The 17,672-nt window shown below is 64.7% G+C and carries 13 protein-coding genes; 4 read left to right on the forward strand and 9 right to left on the reverse strand.

Annotated elements, in window-relative coordinates:
* Window positions 1–72: 72 nt before the first annotated feature.
* The gene (locus RDV55_RS03475) at window positions 73–417 is read left to right on the forward strand and encodes a type VII secretion target (protein WP_111824049.1); all 345 of its coding nucleotides are present in this window, start codon (window positions 73–75) and stop codon (window positions 415–417) included.
* Between the two features lie 3 nt (window positions 418–420).
* Window positions 421–2,262 carry an alpha/beta hydrolase gene (locus tag RDV55_RS03480; RefSeq protein ID WP_111824050.1) on the forward strand — a complete coding sequence of 614 codons (1,842 nt, stop codon included), beginning with the start codon at window positions 421–423 and terminating at the stop codon, window positions 2,260–2,262.
* A gap of 387 nt (window positions 2,263–2,649) precedes the next feature.
* On the opposite strand, the gene RDV55_RS03485 is transcribed toward RDV55_RS03480, so the two are convergent.
* Window positions 2,650–2,796: a hypothetical protein gene (locus tag RDV55_RS03485; RefSeq protein WP_165835860.1), complete on the reverse strand. Its 147-nt coding sequence runs from the start codon at window positions 2,794–2,796 to the stop codon at window positions 2,650–2,652.
* Between the two features lie 9 nt (window positions 2,797–2,805).
* On the opposite strand from RDV55_RS03485, the gene RDV55_RS03490 reads away from it, so the two are divergent.
* Both RDV55_RS03490 and RDV55_RS03495 read left to right on the forward strand, forming a co-directional pair.
* Complete coding sequence (locus RDV55_RS03490) at window positions 2,806–5,859, forward strand: FAD-binding and (Fe-S)-binding domain-containing protein (protein WP_111824052.1); 3,054 nt, start codon at window positions 2,806–2,808, stop codon at window positions 5,857–5,859.
* A gap of 210 nt (window positions 5,860–6,069) precedes the next feature.
* A complete protein-coding gene (locus tag RDV55_RS03495) occupies window positions 6,070–6,651 on the forward strand; it encodes a hypothetical protein (protein ID WP_111824053.1) in 582 nt (193 codons plus the stop codon).
* Between the two features lie 909 nt (window positions 6,652–7,560).
* Here RDV55_RS03495 and RDV55_RS03500 read toward each other — a convergent pair.
* From RDV55_RS03500 to RDV55_RS03535, 8 genes are all read right to left on the reverse strand, one after another.
* Window positions 7,561–8,076, reverse strand: coding sequence for a putative endonuclease domain-containing protein (locus RDV55_RS03500; protein ID WP_309187991.1), 516 nt, complete (start codon window positions 8,074–8,076; stop codon window positions 7,561–7,563).
* A gap of 1,801 nt (window positions 8,077–9,877) precedes the next feature.
* Window positions 9,878–11,638 (reverse strand): FAD:protein FMN transferase, encoded by a 1,761-nt coding sequence (locus RDV55_RS03505; protein ID WP_245907738.1) that lies wholly within the window; start codon window positions 11,636–11,638, stop codon window positions 9,878–9,880.
* Between the two features lie 46 nt (window positions 11,639–11,684).
* Window positions 11,685–12,260 carry an FMN-binding protein gene (locus RDV55_RS03510; RefSeq protein WP_111824055.1) on the reverse strand — a complete coding sequence of 192 codons (576 nt, stop codon included), beginning with the start codon at window positions 12,258–12,260 and terminating at the stop codon, window positions 11,685–11,687.
* Complete coding sequence (locus tag RDV55_RS03515) at window positions 12,257–13,069, reverse strand: ABC transporter ATP-binding protein (RefSeq protein WP_174703825.1); 813 nt, start codon at window positions 13,067–13,069, stop codon at window positions 12,257–12,259. Before RDV55_RS03515 ends, RDV55_RS03510 begins: the two co-directional genes overlap by 4 nt.
* Window positions 13,070–13,077: 8 nt before the next feature.
* Window positions 13,078–14,265 carry an ABC transporter permease gene (locus RDV55_RS03520; protein ID WP_111824057.1) on the reverse strand — a complete coding sequence of 396 codons (1,188 nt, stop codon included), beginning with the start codon at window positions 14,263–14,265 and terminating at the stop codon, window positions 13,078–13,080.
* A 5-nt stretch (window positions 14,266–14,270) separates the two neighbouring features.
* Window positions 14,271–15,536, reverse strand: coding sequence for an ABC transporter permease (locus RDV55_RS03525; protein WP_111824058.1), 1,266 nt, complete (start codon window positions 15,534–15,536; stop codon window positions 14,271–14,273).
* Window positions 15,537–15,557: 21 nt separating this feature from the next.
* Window positions 15,558–16,877: a DUF2318 domain-containing protein gene (locus RDV55_RS03530; protein WP_111824059.1), complete on the reverse strand. Its 1,320-nt coding sequence runs from the start codon at window positions 16,875–16,877 to the stop codon at window positions 15,558–15,560.
* Window positions 16,878–17,015: 138 nt separating this feature from the next.
* Window positions 17,016–17,642: an iron transporter gene (locus tag RDV55_RS03535; protein ID WP_111824060.1), complete on the reverse strand. Its 627-nt coding sequence runs from the start codon at window positions 17,640–17,642 to the stop codon at window positions 17,016–17,018.
* Window positions 17,643–17,672: the final 30 nt, after the last annotated feature.

Genomic DNA, 17,672 nt, shown 5'->3' on the forward strand with positions numbered 1-17,672 from the left:
CTACCACGCTCCTTCAAGTCGGTAGAATAGTGGACCAGTAACGCACACATTCGACTCCAGGACACAACTCCGATGCCCGACCTCGACATCCGCCAAGGCGACCTCGAAAAGTTCTCCACTGAGCTGCGCGAACTTTCCGCGAGCATCGCAACCTACACGACACTGCCCCTCAACCTGTCCCAGGTGCAGTCGGCCATGCCGGGAGGATCGGCCTATAAGCAGGCCCAATACGCGGGCGAGCACATGGAGGACCAGCTGACAGCCTTGAAGACCTCCCTCGAGGGACTCGCGGACAACGTTCAGGCAGCAGCCACCGAGTTCCAAGCGACCGAAGACATCAACCAGCAGTCACTCCAACACATCATGGCGAGCACACCCGAACCCTGCCCGCCCGTCGGCCCCGCGAAGGGAGAGTAAAGCATGGCGATCTCATGGGCAGACATCCTCGAATGGGAGACAGGCCCCCTTGACTCCATCGGGAGCGACCTCCTCGAGGCAAGTAGCGGCCTTCGCAGCGCCTACGAACAGGGCGAGGGGGCACTGCAGGCGGTCCAGTCGCAGGGCAACGCCGTCACGGCCATGCGCGCGACGACCATCTCGAACCTCGCATCGCTTGAGCGCGCGCTCACCAACGTCAACGGTGCTCTCATCGCCATCGAAGGCGCACGCGACGGGGTCGCGACCGTCATGGCGAACATCAACGCCCTACAGGCTTACGCCGAGACGAACGACTGCACGATCCTCAATGACGGCAGCGTCGTCGGAGACGGATCAAAGACACAGCGCGGTGGAACCTCTTCAGCAAAGTACGCCCTTGAGCAGGGGATCAAGGACGTCATCAAGCAAGCCGACCAGGTCGACACGGATCTCTATCACGCGCTCAGCGACATCAACACCGACACCTACACCGACGGGGACAAGAAAGACAACAAAGTCGCCGGCGTTCCCGACCACCCAAAGAAGGATTGGACACCCTCCCAGGTTGCCGCCTGGTGGAACTCACTACCCGAGACGCAGCAGAAGCACCTCATCGACCACTGCCCAGACGAGGTTCGCCACCTCGACGGCCTCCCGGCTTCTGCCCGAGACAGGGCCAACAGGCATGCACTCAACGGCTACACGGACGCCCACGGTGACTATCAAAAAGGCGCGCTTGAAAAAGCAAAAGAAGAAGCCGATAAGGCACAGCGCGAATACAACAAGGCGCTCGCCGACGAGACAAGTGCCGCAAAGAAGGGCACCCCCAACGCGCCAGCCAGTTTGAACCACCTTCCCGACGGCAAGCTCCAACAAGCGAAACAACGTCTTGACATTGCGAAGGAGGCCTACCATGACCTGCTCGCCATCGACACGCAAACCAACAATTTAGAGCGCTATAAGAAGGGCCACGCCCCCGCCTACCTGCTCGACTTCAACTACGACGAGAAGTACAAGCGCACGACCGCGATCGTCTCCTCCGGCAATCCCGACACAGCGACCCACGTATCAACCACCGTCCCCGGCATCGGCACAAACGTGCGTGGAGACCTCGGATACTACATGGATTTCAACGATCGCCTAAGACAACAGACCGCCTATGCGGGAGTCGACCCAGGAAACGTCGCGACGATCTCCTATCTCGGCTACGTGGCGCCGAAGAACTCCGGAGTAGACATCGTCCAGGCGGCGGACATCGGTTATGCCGAACGCGGAGCCCCCAAGCTAGCCCGCTTCGAGGAGGGGCTGCGGGCGAGCGCAAATGCCAACGGCCACGCGTTCACCAACACCCTTATCGGACACTCTTACGGCTCAACCACATCCGGCAGATCAATGACCCTCGTTGCTCCCGGTACTGTCGACCGCTTCATAATGGCAGGCTCCCCCGGTGCTGGCGCTGACACTATCGACGCCTACAACGTACCACCGGATAACGTCTACGTTTCTGCCATCCCGCGATCCGATTCCGTTCAGAATCTCAATCCATATACCTCAAGCGGATACGGCAGCGACCCCCGCTACCTCGACGGAATCACCCATCTGAGCGGCGACGTCACAGATTCGGCAAAATACGTACCGCCTTTCGTCGACCCTAAGGGTAAGAATCCATTGGGAGCGATCGTCCATCGCTTTCAGCACGCCTTGGACCACCACATGGCCTACTTCCACGAAGGCACCCGCACGTCGCAGGACTTTGCCAACATTGTCGCCGGCTCCAAGCCAACCACCGATGAGGAGTGGGCGGCCATCAAAGAAGCCCGCACAAGCGACAAGACTGGCCACTGACATGTTCTGAGCAACTATTCTCGTTTCCCTGCCTACATAGGACCAATGTCGTGTAGGATACCTTGTGTTGCGCACGGAACGGATGACAGATCATCTTCCAAGCGGTTAGACTACTGCGCATCAGGTTATCAGCAACAGACAGGGTGGCGAACAATGGGCAGAAAAGACCTGCGCATCGTTGAATACTCGGCACCAGAACCACGAGTTCCGGCTTCCGAGGAGACTCGCCGCGAATTATCCCCCTACCGCCTGGACGCTCACTCATGGCCGCGCATGTACCCACATTCTGACCAGACAGTCAGCCCTCACTTCCCTCCCGTCGAGCGCATGCCCGTCCCCGTGACACCTTTCCCAAATCTCTTCCGTGACGACCCGGAACCCGCCTAATTAGAGGGCCGCACGCATCGAGATGCCGCGGCCCTCTCCCTCGTCAATCGCCCACGACCCCTCCACGCCAGCATCCGCCCAAGCCACCATTGCGATCAACCATCCGCACACCGGATACCCCGGGCCGCTGCCGCGCCATCGTGACACACTGGCCTCATGAGCGAGAGCTTCCTGACGGACCTGCGCACACTGATCGACGTCGACTCCTCGAGAGGCACGCGAGCGCGCTATTCCTCCGACGCCGGTCTCACGCGCATCCCGCCCTTGGCCGTCGCGTTCCCCCGCACGCCTGAGCAGGCGATCGCGGCCTTCGACCTCGCCCGCGCCCACGGCGTCCCCCTCACCGCCCGAGGCGGCGGCACCTCCTGCGCATCCAATGCGATCGGCCCCGGCCTCGTCCTCGATTTCTCGCGCCACATGAACCGCGTCATCTCGATCGACCCCAAGGCACGCACCGCCACCGTCGAGCCCGGCTGCGTCGGCTCCACCCTGCAGGCAGCCGCGGGCACGCACGGGCTGCGCTTCGGCCCTGACCCCTCCTCCCAGAACCGCGCGACAATCGCCGGCATGGTCGCCAACAACGCCTGCGGCCCACACGCGACCGCATGGGGGCGCACCTGCGACAACATCGTGTCCCTGGACTGCGTCGACGGACAGGGGCGGCGCTTCACGGCCACGACCAGACACGACGGCGCACTCAGCGACGTGCCGGGACTAGCCTCGCTCATCGACTCAAACCTGGCCCCCATCCGCACCGAACTCGGCCGATTCAAGCGCCAGGTCTCCGGCTACTCCCTCGAGCACCTCACCCCCGAAGGAGGGCGCAACCTCGCCGCTATGCTCGCGGGCACCGAGGGAACGCTCGTCCTCATCCTGTCCATCACCGTGCGCCTCGTCCCCCTGCCCGAGGCACCGGTCCTGGCGGCCCTCGGCTACCACTCCATGATCGACGCGGCCGACGACGTGCCCGCGCTGCTCGCCCACTCGCCCCTCGCCGTGGAAGGCATGGACCGCCGCCTCGTCGACGTCGTACGCGCACACAAGGGGCCAGGTGCCGTCCCCGCCCTGCCCGAGGGCGACGGCTGGCTCCTCGTCGAGGTCGGTGCCCCCGGCGAGGACCTGGAGGTCACCCTCGAGCGCGCACGCACCCTATGCGCCGACTCGGCCGCCGTCGATACGGTCGTGTACCCGCCGGGCACGCAGGCCTCGGCGCTGTGGAGGATCCGCGCGGACGGTGCGGGCCTGGGCGGACGCACGCCCCCAGACGGCGCGGGCGGCGGCGACCAGCAGGCCTGGCCCGGCTTCGAGGACGCTGCCGTCCCACCCGAAAAACTCGGGGACTACCTCCGGGACTTCACCGCCCTCATGGAAGAGTTCGACATCGACGGCCTCCTCTACGGTCACTTTGGCGACGGCTGCGTACACGTGCGCCTCTCCATGCCCCTCGAGACCCCCGAGGGCGTCGCCCACTCGCGCGCATTCCTACAGTCCGCGGCCCGTATCTGCGCCGCGCACGGAGGCTCCGTTTCCGGCGAGCACGGCGACGGCCGCGCCCGCGGCGAGCTCCTGCGCTTCATGTACTCCCCCGAGATGCTCGACCTCTTCGCGCGCGTCAAGCACGTCTTTGACCCGGGCAACCTCCTCAACCCGGGAGTCCTCGCCGCACCCATGGACGAGGCCGAGGCCGCTTCCCGCTCGAAGGCGCGCGCTTCCGGTTTCGCCGGGAATTCCGTAGAGCTGCAGCCAGGCGTCGATCCTCTCGATCGCAACCTGCGACGAGTGTCCGCCCGACCGATGCCCGCGGACGGCGGATTTGCGTTCACCCACGACGGCGGCGACTTCACGGCCGCCGTCCACCGCTGCACCGGCGTGGGCAAGTGCCGAGCGGGAGTATCGGGAACCTTCATGTGCCCGTCCTACCTGGCCACGCGCGACGAGAAGGACGTGACCCGAGGCCGCGCTCGCATCCTCCAGGAGGCCGCAAACTCGCAGCTCGTGAAGGCCATCGACTCCCCCGAGGTCCTCGAAGCCCTCGACCTGTGTCTAGCCTGCAAAGCCTGCTCGGCCGACTGCCCCGCCGGCGTCGACATGGCCCGCTACCGCTCCGAGGCCCTCTTCCGCACCTACCGAGGACGCCCGCGTCCCCTCAGCCACTACACGCTCGGCTGGCTACCGCGCCTCACCCGCGTCACCGCTCGCGTGCCCGGGCTGGCCGCCGTCGCGAACGCACTCATGTCAGTAGCACCGCTGCGGTCCATGGCCTTCCGCATCATTGGCCTCGACCCTCGCCGCGGCATGCCCGACCTCCAGTCCGGCACCTTCAACGCGTGGGCTCGGCGCCGGTCACTGCTCGCCACGTCCGTCCCTTCCCATTCTGACCCCGGCACCTCTGCCCGCGAGCACGGCAACACCCCTGCCTGGTCTGACTCAGCCCGCGAGCGCGAGGCGGCCACTGCCTCGTCGCTGCCGGATTCCCCGATCCTGACCGGCCCGCGCGATCCCGGCGGGCGGCCGTACGCGCTCGTGTGGGCGGACTCGTTTAGCCAGACCCTGGACGACACGGGTGCGCGCGCAGTAGTCGACGTACTTGAGGCCAACGGTTTCGCTGTGATCGTCGCGCCGGATGCGTGCTGCGGGCTCACGTGGATCACAACGGGTCAGCTGACGGGGGCCAAGAAGCACCTCACGTCACTTCTCGGTACACTCGCCCCTTTCGCTGCGGCGGGAATCCCGATCGTCGGCGTCGAGCCATCGTGCACGGCGGTGCTGCGCGACGACCTGTCGGACCTGCTGCCCGACGACCCGCGTTCGGTGCTCGTGGCAGGGGCGACCCACACCCTTGCGGAGGTGCTGTCGGCGGTTCCCGCATCCGCCCGTCGCCTGCCGAGCCTGGAGGGCGTCGAGATCGTCGCGCAGCCGCACTGCCACCACTACTCCGTCATGGGGTGGGACACGGACCAGGCGCTGCTCGAGTCGTTGGGAGCGCGCGTCACACGCCTCGAGGGCTGCTGCGGCCTAGCCGGCAACTTTGGCATGGAGGCGGGCCACTACGATCTGTCGGTCGCGGTCGCATCACACTCACTGCTACCCACGTTGTCAGCACATCCGGAGGCCGTGTACCTGGCGGACGGCTTCTCGTGCCGCACCCAAGCCGCACAGCTGGCGGACCGCGGTGGCATCCACCTGGCGACGCTGCTGGCGCCGCGCTAGGCGTCGCGGTGTCAGAACTGGATCTGTGCGAGCATCACCTGTGGCGTGGCTGGCGCCGCGCTAGGCACGCGGTGACAAGCGTTGCACCTTCCTACCCTGGAGTGACAAGCTTCGGACTTTCTCTCTCAACAGCTGAGAACAGTTCTATCCACCGACCTGACAGGACGGAAAACGCAGCGCTCATACCAATCGGTCAGGTACAATGCAAGCATGTATTTCTTCGTCGCCGTGCTGCTGTGGCTGGTGGTCCTCTTCGCCATCTGGTACTACAAGAAGCTCGTCCTGTGGCTCCTCTTCTCCCCCGACTACCTCCTCATCATCGGCGCGGTCGGCACCTTCACCGTCGATCACATGTGGTGGCTCACCTCGACCAGGCAAGCCCACTACATCTGGGCAACCCTGGCGATGATGGCCGCCGGATTCGGATACCACGCCCTCAATAGGTGGCTCTACCTGAGGTCGGCCCACACCTACAAGATCGTCAGCTTCCCCTTCGTCGTCGCTTCCAGCCTCGTCATCATGCTTGGCCTCGTCCTGAAGATAGCCGACGAGATCGCCCCGCGCCTGGCCGACAACCCCACGGTTCAACACATCATCTATATCGCCATCGGGATCGTCCTGGCGATCGTCGCGTGGTTGAAACGTCAGTCAACGATGGCCAGGCTCTTCCCGCCGGAACCGAGCCTCGTCATCAACGGCGACGTGACGATCAACGGCAGTGAGGTCACCGCACAAGTACCTGAGCCTCCCCGTAACCACCCCGGAGGCGACACGGGCGCCGCCTCCTACTGATGCGCAATCGGCGCGGAAATCCGCGCCAAAACCCGGCACTCAGCATCCCACCAACACACGTCGCAGACTACTCAACCAAACGAAACACCACGCCGCAGCCGCCCGACAGCAATCGTCGAGCGTCGAGGGATGTGCGTCCTTCATCATTTGTCGTTTGTCAATAGACTGCCTCGATAGCACTTGTTTTCAAGGGAGCTGCACCCGATCCGTCGGCATTACACCCCTTCTGTTCGGGTGCAGCGCTACACAACGGGTGTAGCGCTACACAACGGGTGCACCACGGCACGAAACCCCAACGGGAACACCGGCCCACAACGGAGCACAACACGCCACCACACGCCACCACACACCACCACAACAGCCGCAACACAAGCAGCAGTACACCCGATCCGTAAGCACTACACCCCTTCTGTTCGGGTGCAGCGCCCCGCAACAGGTTCAGCGCTACGTAACGGGTGCAGCGCTACGTAATGGGTGCAGCGCTACGTAATGGGTGCAGCGCCACACAACAGGTGCAGCGCTACACAACGGGTGCACCACGGCACGAAACCCCAACGGGAACACCGGCCCACAACGGAGCACAACACGCCACCACACACCACCACAACAGCCGCAACAGAAGCAGCAGTACACCCGATCCGTAAGCACTACACCCCTTCTGTTCGGGTGCAGCGCCACACAACAGGTGCAGCACCACACAACGGGTGCAGCACCCCACGGCGGTTGCTCGCCCTTAACACGCACACCACCCCCCTGAAATACGCGACCAAGACTAGCCACAACGAGCTCCTTCACCAAGATCCGTTGTAACCACCACTAGAACCTAGACGCCACACAACCAGCGGGTCCTCCAACCTGCGCAGCATGCAACACGCGCGACTCCTCCGATCAAGTGTCGGTCGCCTACGCTCAACGCCGCCATCCAGCCGTGTGAAAACGCCGATTCGGACCGTCGCAGGCCTGCGTGGGCTCCGCCCACAACCTCTGAGCCGACGCAGGGATCGATGCTTGGTACGGCATCAACAGCTCAGCCACCCACGCTCTCAGTCTGTTCATGTCCTCATAGTCCGGCCACGAAACCCTGTAGATCCTCCATCCGGCGCTGCGCAGGTCGTTCTCGCGTTGGATCCATTCGCGTTTCGCCTCAGAAAACTCAGCGTCAGTCATTCCAAGCTTGCCAATCCCATCGAACTCAAAGATGATCATGAGGCCAGGAAGCGCGATGTCTACGAAGTAGCGCCGCCCATTGACGACGACCTCATGCTGAGTGACCGCATCGAATGAACAAACAGTCTTCAATACCCACAGCAAGGCAGCCTCAGCCGGATTCTCGCATCCAGGATCAGCGGCTCGAATAATGGCTTCAGCGCGCTGTGACGGTATGTTGCCTTGTCGTTGGTGCCACTCGGCCAGCCTACCCAGCATCTGCGACTTGACTCCATCCGCCCGGCGACGACATTCTTCCTGCGAAAAGGGGGAAAACGACGACTGCCTATGCAGCACCATACAGATCCCAACAAATGCACTCAGGTTCTCTGACCAGCAAGCCATTCGCACCGCAGCACCTATGACGCCTTCAGCTAGGACACCTCCAACAGCCTGCACTTCTCTCTCTAGCGGAGGAATAACAGACCATCGCACCGAAACTGCGGGCACGTGAAAGCCTGCGGCACGAATCAGTCGCAGAGGCTTGCTGCCGCGGCGAGTATGAGCCCAAACAAATACGTCCGGATTCGCCTCCCACAGAGGGATGCCTCGACAGGCGAGTGAGCTTGCCCCAACAAATACTCGATCCCCACTCCCTGACGCGTGAACAGCGAGGAGGCGCGCTCGCGCCACTGTTGTCCAAGTACTCCATGGAGTCTCAAGAAGACGCTGATCTTCAACTCGAACGTAGTACCCCCGCATCACGTGCAAGCAAGCATCTGATTCCTTTTCCGCATGGGCCATTCGGAACCCGTCCGAGGAACGAATTACTGTCAATTGGTGGCTGTTCATATGTGGATTCTTGCAGCCTCACACGCCCGTTTCATCAACACAATCACCCGCTGTGGATAACCGACAACACCAACAAGGGGCTGTGGAAAGAGCGTATTGCGTTCCTATCCTCGTCGCAGTTAGATACGCTCTCCCCTACACTGACCGCGCCTTTACGTGTTCGAGACTGCGCTACACCCGATCCGTCGGCATTACACCCCTTCTGTTCGGGTGCAGCGCTACGTAACGGGTGCAGCGCCCCACAACAGGTACAGCGAACCACAACAGGCACACGGCCACACAGCACTCCAACGGGAGCAGTGGCCCACAACGGAGCGCAACACACCACCACAACAGCCGCAACACAAGCAGCAGTGCACCCGATCCGTCGGCATTACACCCCTTCTGTTCGGGTGCAGCGCCCCACAACGGGTGCAGCGCCACGCAACGGATGCAGCGCCCCACAACAGGTACAGCGAACCACAACAGGCACACGGCCACACAGCACTCCAACGGGACAGCGCGCAATCAAGCGCCAACCGCCACACAGCACTCCAACGGGAGCAGTGGCCGACAACGGAGCGCAACACACCACCACAACAGCCGCAACACAAGCAGCAGTGCACCCGATCCGTCGGCATTACACCCCTTCTGTTCGGGTGCAGCGCCCCACAACGGGTGCAGCGCCACGCAACGGATGCAGCGCCCCACAATAGGTGCAGGGCACCGCAACGGATGCCTTCCGAGCGACTTGTGCCCCGAGCGACGGCGAATATGCAACGATGACAACTCCCGAACACTCGATGATCGGGGCGGGAGCTATTGCTTCCGACCTCAGCATCAGCCCTGGCATCCTGTCCACCGGCACGCGACCAACCGGAGATCGCGGCATCGTAACCGCCGCCGCCCAGCATCCTGTCCACCGGCACGCGACCAACCGATGTTACTTAGAGCGGCTGTTGCCGCATTCAAAACTGGTGTCGCAGTGTCACAACCATCCGAGCGTTACGAGACCGTCAGGCACGACGCGATTGCATCCAGCTGTCGCAGCTTCCTCCACGTAGCAAACGCCGAAGAACCAACAGCAACGGCAACGGCAACAGCAACAGCAACAAGCAGAAACCATCACACCCTTAGGAGCCTGGGATGCGCGCGGCAGCGCGACATCACTCCCGCCAAGTAAGCCGGGTTGATCGATCCACAGACTCTGTCCCCCCAGACTCTGACTAAAGCGCCTCGTTCCTGAACGTCAACCTTGCGCCACCCCAACCAGGCTGACGACTCGCGCGGAGGCCGGGGTGCCACTGTCTCGGGACCATCGGGCGACGACTTCTGCCACATCGATTGACGGATCGACGAGCAGCGCCGTGGACAGTGCCTCTGCTAGCACCCCTGACGTCGCCACGACGCTGACCTGTCGCACGCCGGAGCGTGCCGAGCATCCCGTGCGCGGGTCGATGATGTGGTGGGTGAGCAGGCGTGCGCCTATCTCGCTTGTTTCACGCAACGTTTCACACGCACCCGACGCGAAGACGAGGCCATCAGTTAGCGCAGCGGGGGACAGATCACGCGGGGCCGCAGACGCCGTGATGCCAGAACCGGCAGCGTCTGACGCAGTAGGAGCATCCCCGACGACACGCGAGGCCGGCGCCGACTCAACGGAAGCTTCAGGAGCTGGGGCACCAGCCGCATCTAACCCAGCAGACTCTCCGCCGCCACCGTCTCGATCGCCGCGGCGCACCAGCCCACCGAGCGGGCCAAGGTTGTCGCCCGAGGTCGACAGGGATGCCATGCCGTCGGCGGGCAACTCAACGACATCGGCGACACGGGTGGGCGAACCATTCGGGTCTCGCATCCCGGCACGCCAGGGGGTCCCATCAGAGCGGGTACCGTACACGGATACCGAGGACGTTCCCACGGATACGAGGACGCCGCGGGCCCCCAAGCTCACCGCGAGGTCTCGGCACGCGTCCGCCGTGTAACCCTTTGCGATGCCACCCAGGTCCACGCGCGGCCGCGACAAGTTATCGCCGGATGTCGGGGAGCTCGGCGCAGTAGACGCGCCCGTATCCGAGTCGATTGCCGAGCCAAAAAATCTGCTCGAGACACGGTCGTCTCGCTCATGCCAAGTGTCCACGGATCGAGCTTCTGAATCAGCTCTGGCGCGGGCAGCGCGGGGGTGCCTGAGGAAGAGTCCGGTGCCACCTTCGCGCGCAGGATCGACGTCAGCAATTGGCGCACGCAGCGCCCATCGTCGCTCACCGATGCGCGTGAGGCATTCGAGAGACGAGGCAGTCATCGCCGCCTGAATAGCCGTCGTGTCGGGCGCTGGCGGCATCGGGGATCCCGCGACGTACGCTGCCCGCATGGACTTCACATCCCACGCGGCCACAAGCGGGCCGATCAGCGGGTTAAACGCGCCCCCTGTCGCCTCCGCGAGCACCAGAGAGCATCGCAGCAGACGGTCCGTTTCTTCGCTCACGACGAGGCCGGGTCCGGTCTGAGCGCGCGCGTCTCCGTCGTGGGATGGTGGCGGGCAATCGACCGCGGTATCCGCCACGTTGGTATTCTCGCCGACATCCGCACGGGCCGCGGGGATGCGGGCGGGCGACGATGAGGCGTTGTCAATAACATCACTGAACGCCCGCGCGGGCAGCGGCGTTTCATCGAGGTGAGCATCGTCGAAGGAGGCATTGAGGCGCGAGATTTCTGAGGTTGGCCGAAACACGCTCCACATGTCCTCGTGGCGCGCCACAACCTCGACGACGGCGTTGACGATCGACATGCCGTCCCCGCCCCAGCCGATGATGTCGACGCGGGTACCCATCGCGGGGAAGGACGAACGCCACATCGGCGGAGCTGCGAGGCAGGCCTGCGCATCGGACGGTGACGCAGCAGGGGCCGCAGCAGGGTCGACGGTTGAAGCAACATCCTGGGCGCTTGAGCCGCGGGCGGACGCGTTGGATTCAGCGGCACGGAGGTGTGCCGCGACGTGGGTCGGGTGAGGCACTCCAGCCTCGTCCCGCGCGACGTCGGCCCCCGCCACGGGGATCGGCTCAGCCGTCGGAGCCTCCGAGGTCCTTGTCGAGTTCGCCGTCTTTGGTGGCGTCGTTCAGGCCCGGGATGTTGATGTCGTCGGCACCGTCGGGGGACACGCCCTGGGCGGCGGCGATGGCGCGGATGGCGGCCTGTACGAACTGCTGGTGGGCGACGGTCGCGCCGGTGATGACGTCGACCTTGGCGGGGTCGCCGACCTGGGTGAGGTTCTCGGAGTACTCCTGATAGGAGGCGACGGCGGCCTGGGCCTTCTTGTAGTAGTCCTCGTTGAAGACTTCGCCCGACGAGCTCTTGCCGTAGTCGGCACCCTTGTCCGTGCCGTCGGCCAGCGTCGTCTCGTAGGAGGTGGCGGTGATGCGTCCGCCCTCGACGGTGATGGTGATGGTGCCGATGGAGCCCTGGTCGTCGGCGTTGGACTGGGCGGTCCACGTACCGTCGCTCATGGGCTTGGTCATGTCCAGGCCGGTAGAGGGCGTGCACGCTGCCAGGATGGTCGCACCGAGGGCCCCGAGGACCGCGTACGAGGCCGGCGCCGCCCAACGGGATCGGCTCTCAACAGTGGTGGGCGTGATCATCGCACCTTGTCCTTTCCGCTGCGCGCGCTGCCGTCGCGACCGGGCACGATGAGCCCGGAGGCGCGCTGTTCGCAATCGTGGTTGTGCCAGGTTTCTTTCACGACCTTACCGTGGTCGAGTCGGATCTCGCGCTGGCCCTGTTCGGCGACGAGCGCGTCGTGGGTGACGACCATGAGGGTCGTGCCCTCCTGGTGGAGCTGGTTGAACAGGTCGAGGACGATCTCCTCGTTGGTTTCGTCCAGGTTGCCGGTAGGCTCGTCGGCGAGGACCAGCTTGGGGTAGTTGATGAGGGCGCGGGCCACGCACACGCGCTGCTGCTCGCCGCCGGAGAGCTGGCGGGGCAGGTGGGTGGCGCGGTCGGCGAGGCCGACGCGGTCGAGGGCCTCGAGGGCTTCTTTCTCGTCGGGCATCGAGTGGTAGTACTGGGCAACCATGACGTTCTCGAGGGCCGTCAGGTGGCCGATCAGGTGGAACTGCTGGAAGACGAGGCCGATGGTGCGGCAGCGCACCTCGGTGAGCTCGTCGGCCGTCAGATCGGAGATGTCGTGCCCGTCGAGCATGACGGTGCCCTTGGTGGCGGTGTCCATGGCACCGACGATGTTCATGAGGGTCGTCTTGCCGGAGCCGGAAGGGCCGACGATGGAGACCCACTGGCCGCGCGGGATCTCCAGCGACACGTCGTCGAGGGCGTGCAGGTCTCCGTAGATCTTGGAGACGCCGTCGAGGGTGAGCAGGGCGTCCGTGGAGGACGAGGCGCCAATGGTCTCGTTCGGCTCTGTCGCGGCGGTGGTGGTGTCGGGGCTGGTCATGGTGACTCTCATTCTCCGCGCAGCACGAGCGCGGGGTCGACGGCCAGTGCGCGGCGCACGGGCGGGAGACAGGCGAGGACGGCGATGAGGATCGAGCAGGCGACCGTGCCGAGGAGGATCACGGGGTGCAGCGAAATGCTCCGGTGGAAGACGGAGGTGGAGATGAGGACGGCGAGGCCGTAACCGGCCCCGGCCCCCAGGATGCCTCCGATGAGGCCGAGCATGACGCCCTCACCCATGAACTCGCGGGTGATGGATCGGGCGGTGGCACCCAGCGCCTTGCGCAGGCCGATCTCGTTGCGTCGCTCGGTGACGACGGCGATCATCGTGGTGGACACGCCGATCATGGTCAGCGCCAGCACGATGACGGTGATGACGACCAGAAGGGATCGCAGCATAGTGAGCACGCCCGTGTCGGACTGGGCGAGGCGTCGCACCGTCTGCGCGTGAATGTCGGGGTTCGCGGCGTTCATCGCGTCGGCGATGGCGGCGAGCTCATCACCCTCGAGGGCGATCGAGTACTCGGCGAGCGACACGGTGTCACTCTGGCCAGTGAGCGCGCTCATGTCCTGGCTGGACATGTACACGTAGCCGTCCTCGTTGCCGCCGGTCTTGAGGATGCCGGACACGGTCAGGGTGACGGTGCGTGGATCAACCTTGAGGGTCGCGTCAGCGTCTCCGGACTGGACGTGCGCGCCCTTGGAGGAGGCACCGGTGTCCAACTGGCTCACCGTGATCGCATCCCCGGCCTTCACGTCGATGGTCGAGGCGATCTGCTCGCCCACGAGGACCTGTCCGCTTGCCGCAGGCCACTGCCCGTCGACGAACCAGTAGGGGTTCATGGCGTGCACGGCCTCCAGGTCGGCACCGCCTGCAACGTAGGGCTGGTCGTTAATCGTGACCGTCTCGTAGTCAAAGGCCGCGGAACCGACCAGTGCGGTCGCGGGAATCTGAGCGGTCGCGGCAGCCACGGCCTCGTCCGTGATGGGCACGTCCCCGGCGGGGGTAACGACCAGGTTGGCACCGTAGGAGCGGATCTCGCGGGCCAGCTGGGCCGGGACGTCGACGGCGATCGTGACGAGGCCGGACAGCGTGGTCGCACCGATGGCGACGGCGAGGACCGCGATGAGAACGCGGGAACGGCGGCGCAGGATGGAGGAGGTGACCATCCGCCAGAACATTGCTCGTCTGGACATGGGCGTCACCTTCCGTGCAGGACTTCCGCCGCGTTGAGGCGCAGCAGGTAGCGGATCGCCGGGATGGATGCTCCCAGGACGACGAGGACGACGAGGACTGCGACGAGGCCAACGACGACGGGCACGAAGGCGATGGAGGAGCCAAAAACCATGTATCCGATCGCCTGCGCGAGGGCGAGGCCTCCGCCGTAGCCGAGGGCACCGCCGACCAGGCCGACGATGACCGTTTCGGTCAGGAACAGGGCGATGATTTGCTTGTCTTTGGCACCCACGGCCTTCATGAGGCCGATTTCGCTGGAACGCTCCATGACGCCTGCGGTCACCAGGTTCGCAATGGCCAGGGCCGAGGCGATGAGCGCCAGGACGGTCACGAGGACCATGAGCAGCTGGGTCTTTTCCAGGATGACGCCTTCGGACTGGGCGACCTGGCGGACCGGGCGGGCCACAGAGTCCGTCATGACTTCCTCGATCTGGAAGGCGATGGAGGAGACGTAGGCGGTGCAGTACCAGGTTTCCTTCTCGGATACGCTCAGCGAGTTCGGGTTCTTCGCCGCCTTGCGCGCCAGGTCATTGTCCGGCGTCGTCAGGGCGGATACCTCGACGCTGCCGACGATGCCCTCGCGGCCCATGAGCGCCTGGGAGGCGGCAAGGTGGATGAACACGCCGCGGTCGGCGTCGTCGCCGCTGGTGAGGATGCCGCGCACCGTGAAGTCGCGGCTTATTCCTTCGCGGGTGAGCGTGAAGGAGTCCCCGACGCCGAGGCCTCGTGCGGCCGCGTAGGCGGATCCCACGAGGGCACCGCTATCGTCGTCGTCCGCGGGCCACGCGCCCTCGATGCTCCACCAGCCGCGCAGCTTATCCAGGCCGGTTTCGACGCTCTCGCCGGTTGCCAGCGCCAGATTGTGGCTAAACCAGGTGCCGGTCGTGGGGACGTGTTCGCCCGACGCATCGGTGGCAGACACGCTGAGCAGGGGCGCGAAGTCGAGGATGTTGTACGTCCAGAAGATCGTCTTGATGTTGCCGAGCTCGTCCTCGCGCAGGTAGGAGCGCGCCTCGGTGGCTTCGCCCGTGCTGTACAGGTCGTCGAGGAGGGCAGCGCCCTGGGGGCGCACCACGATGTTCGCTCCGTAGGACTTCAGTTCCTGGTTGACCTTGTCGCCCACGTTGAACATCACGGAGAGCATTGAGGTGGCCACGCACGCGCCCAGCGCGACGGTCAGGGCGATCATCAGGTGACGGTTACCGCGCCTCGTGAGCGCACTGCGGAGCATTCGGAGAAACACGCCTGAGCCTTACTTCGCGAAGATGGAGGCCGATGCCTCGAGAGCCGAGATCGGCACCGTCAGCGTGCCGTTGGAGACCTTGTATTCGATGGGGATCGGGTTACAGCCGCCCTTAAAACCGATGGTCGCGATGTTCATCGCCACTTCACACAGCTTGCAGATGACCTTGCCGTCCTTCTCGTAGTAGCCCGAGGGACCGCAAATCTCGCAGGCGTCCAGGCCCACGCCGAAGGCGGAGCCGGACTTCTGGATGACGATGAAACGCACCTTCACGCCGCCCGAGGTCGTGTACTCGTAGCGGTGCAGGTGGCCGTCGGAGATGTCGGCCAGATTGACGCTCACCTGGTCGTCGACGACGCTGAAGGACTCCGGCGGGGACAGCTCAATCTCCTGGCTGCCGTAGGCGACGCCGACGGTGATGAGCAGGGCACCGCACAGGTAGCCGAGGGCTGCGGTGCCGGCCATAGACTTATAGAGGCGCGAGCGCGCGCGGCCCAAACGGCCCTCGGCCGGGTTTGCCCCGGCCGTCGGGATGGAGCGCGAGGCCAGCCAGGTCAGGACCACGACGGCACACAGGGCCAGGCCAGCGGCGATCGTGAACACCGCCTCGTGGTTGATGAACCACGACATGACCGCCCATGTTTCCTTGCCGGTTGAGATCCAGCGCTTGGCCTTGAGGATACGCACAACCATCAGAGAGTGGTTGGCCAGCAGGGAGATCAGGATGAAAGCCGCCGGCCACACACGGTTGTTCCACGAGCACAGGCGGTAGGACACCCAGGCGACGAAACACACCAGCACCCAGGCCAGCACGTAGCCGACCAGGGCGAGCACGACCGGTGTCGAGTAGATTTCAACGCCGCCCGAGAGCATCATGACGGCCTGGTTCATGGCCGTGGGGACGGCGCGGAACAGGGCGGCCGCGATGTAGAGGGCACCGACGATACGCACGAGGGAATCGCCGCTCACTGCGGTTTCCATCGACGAGGCCGCCCGGGCCTCGTCGTCGGCATCGCCGGGCAGGAGGGAGCGCACACGACGCGAACGCACGGCGACGAGCGCGAGGAACAGCAACGCGAAGACAATCCCCACCGGGAGGGTCACCAGGCCGACGGTCTGGCGGTTCACGGACTTGGGAGCCTCGATGTTGATGATCGTCAGGGCCAGGGAGGCGAGCACGCCCAGACCGATGCCCACCCACACGGCCGCCGAGCGCGCCTTCTTGCCGCGGCGGCCACGCCCGGCGGCAGGCATAAAGCGGATGACGGCACCGACAGCGATCATCGTCAACAGCAGCGTCAAGGTTGCTTCGCTCATCTGCTGAAGCATTGGCTTTCCTCCCGAAATAAAGGTTCACCGAAGTCACGCGACTACGGTGTCGAGTCTAGTCCCCTCAGGGGGCGGGGGCCGAGGCAAGCGGTCCCCGATAAGAACCACTGCCTCGGCCCCGCTACAAGCGATCGTCGATCACCAGGAGACGGCCGTGGGATCCCACTGCCAATCCGGGAACTCGGCGACGAGCGGCTCAGTCCAGAAGCGGCCCTCGACACCCGTGGTCTTATCGGTGTGCAGCAGCCACACGCTGGGGGGCTTGATCATGAAGGACACGTCGTAGGTGCCGGCGTCCAGCTTGGGCAGGTTCAGGCCGTAGTGCGGGCCGTCGGACGCGTTCATCGGCATGAGCGTGCCTTCCTGGACGACGTTGCCGGACTTGTCCTTGATCGCGTAGTCCACGGTCAGGCCGGGCACGAAGTCGCCCGCGCCGTAGCCGAGCTTGTTGTCGACGGCGGCGGCGATGTCGGCCTCAATGTGCATCGAGGAATCGGCGGCGGGGGTGCCCACCTGGGGCTCCATCTCGACGGGCTGGAAGTATACGCCACCCACGACGAGGGGGCCCACGTGGACCTCGTCACCCAGGGGCTGCTCTTCGAAGCCAGCGTCCTCGCCGGGGGCGGGAGCGTTCGCCTCGGCGCTGGTCGAGGAATCGGCAGAGGGCTTGGAGTCGGTGGAGGATTGAGCGGAGCAGGCAGCGAGTGTGCCTGCGAGGGCCAGCGTAGCCAGGGCCGCGCCGACGCGGAACAGAGAGCGCTTCATGTGATGATCTCCTGTGCGTGTTTGTTGATG

Origin of the sequence: Schaalia odontolytica (assembly GCF_031191545.1) — a bacterium.
Classification (GTDB): Bacteria; Actinomycetota; Actinomycetes; order Actinomycetales; family Actinomycetaceae; genus Pauljensenia; species Pauljensenia odontolytica.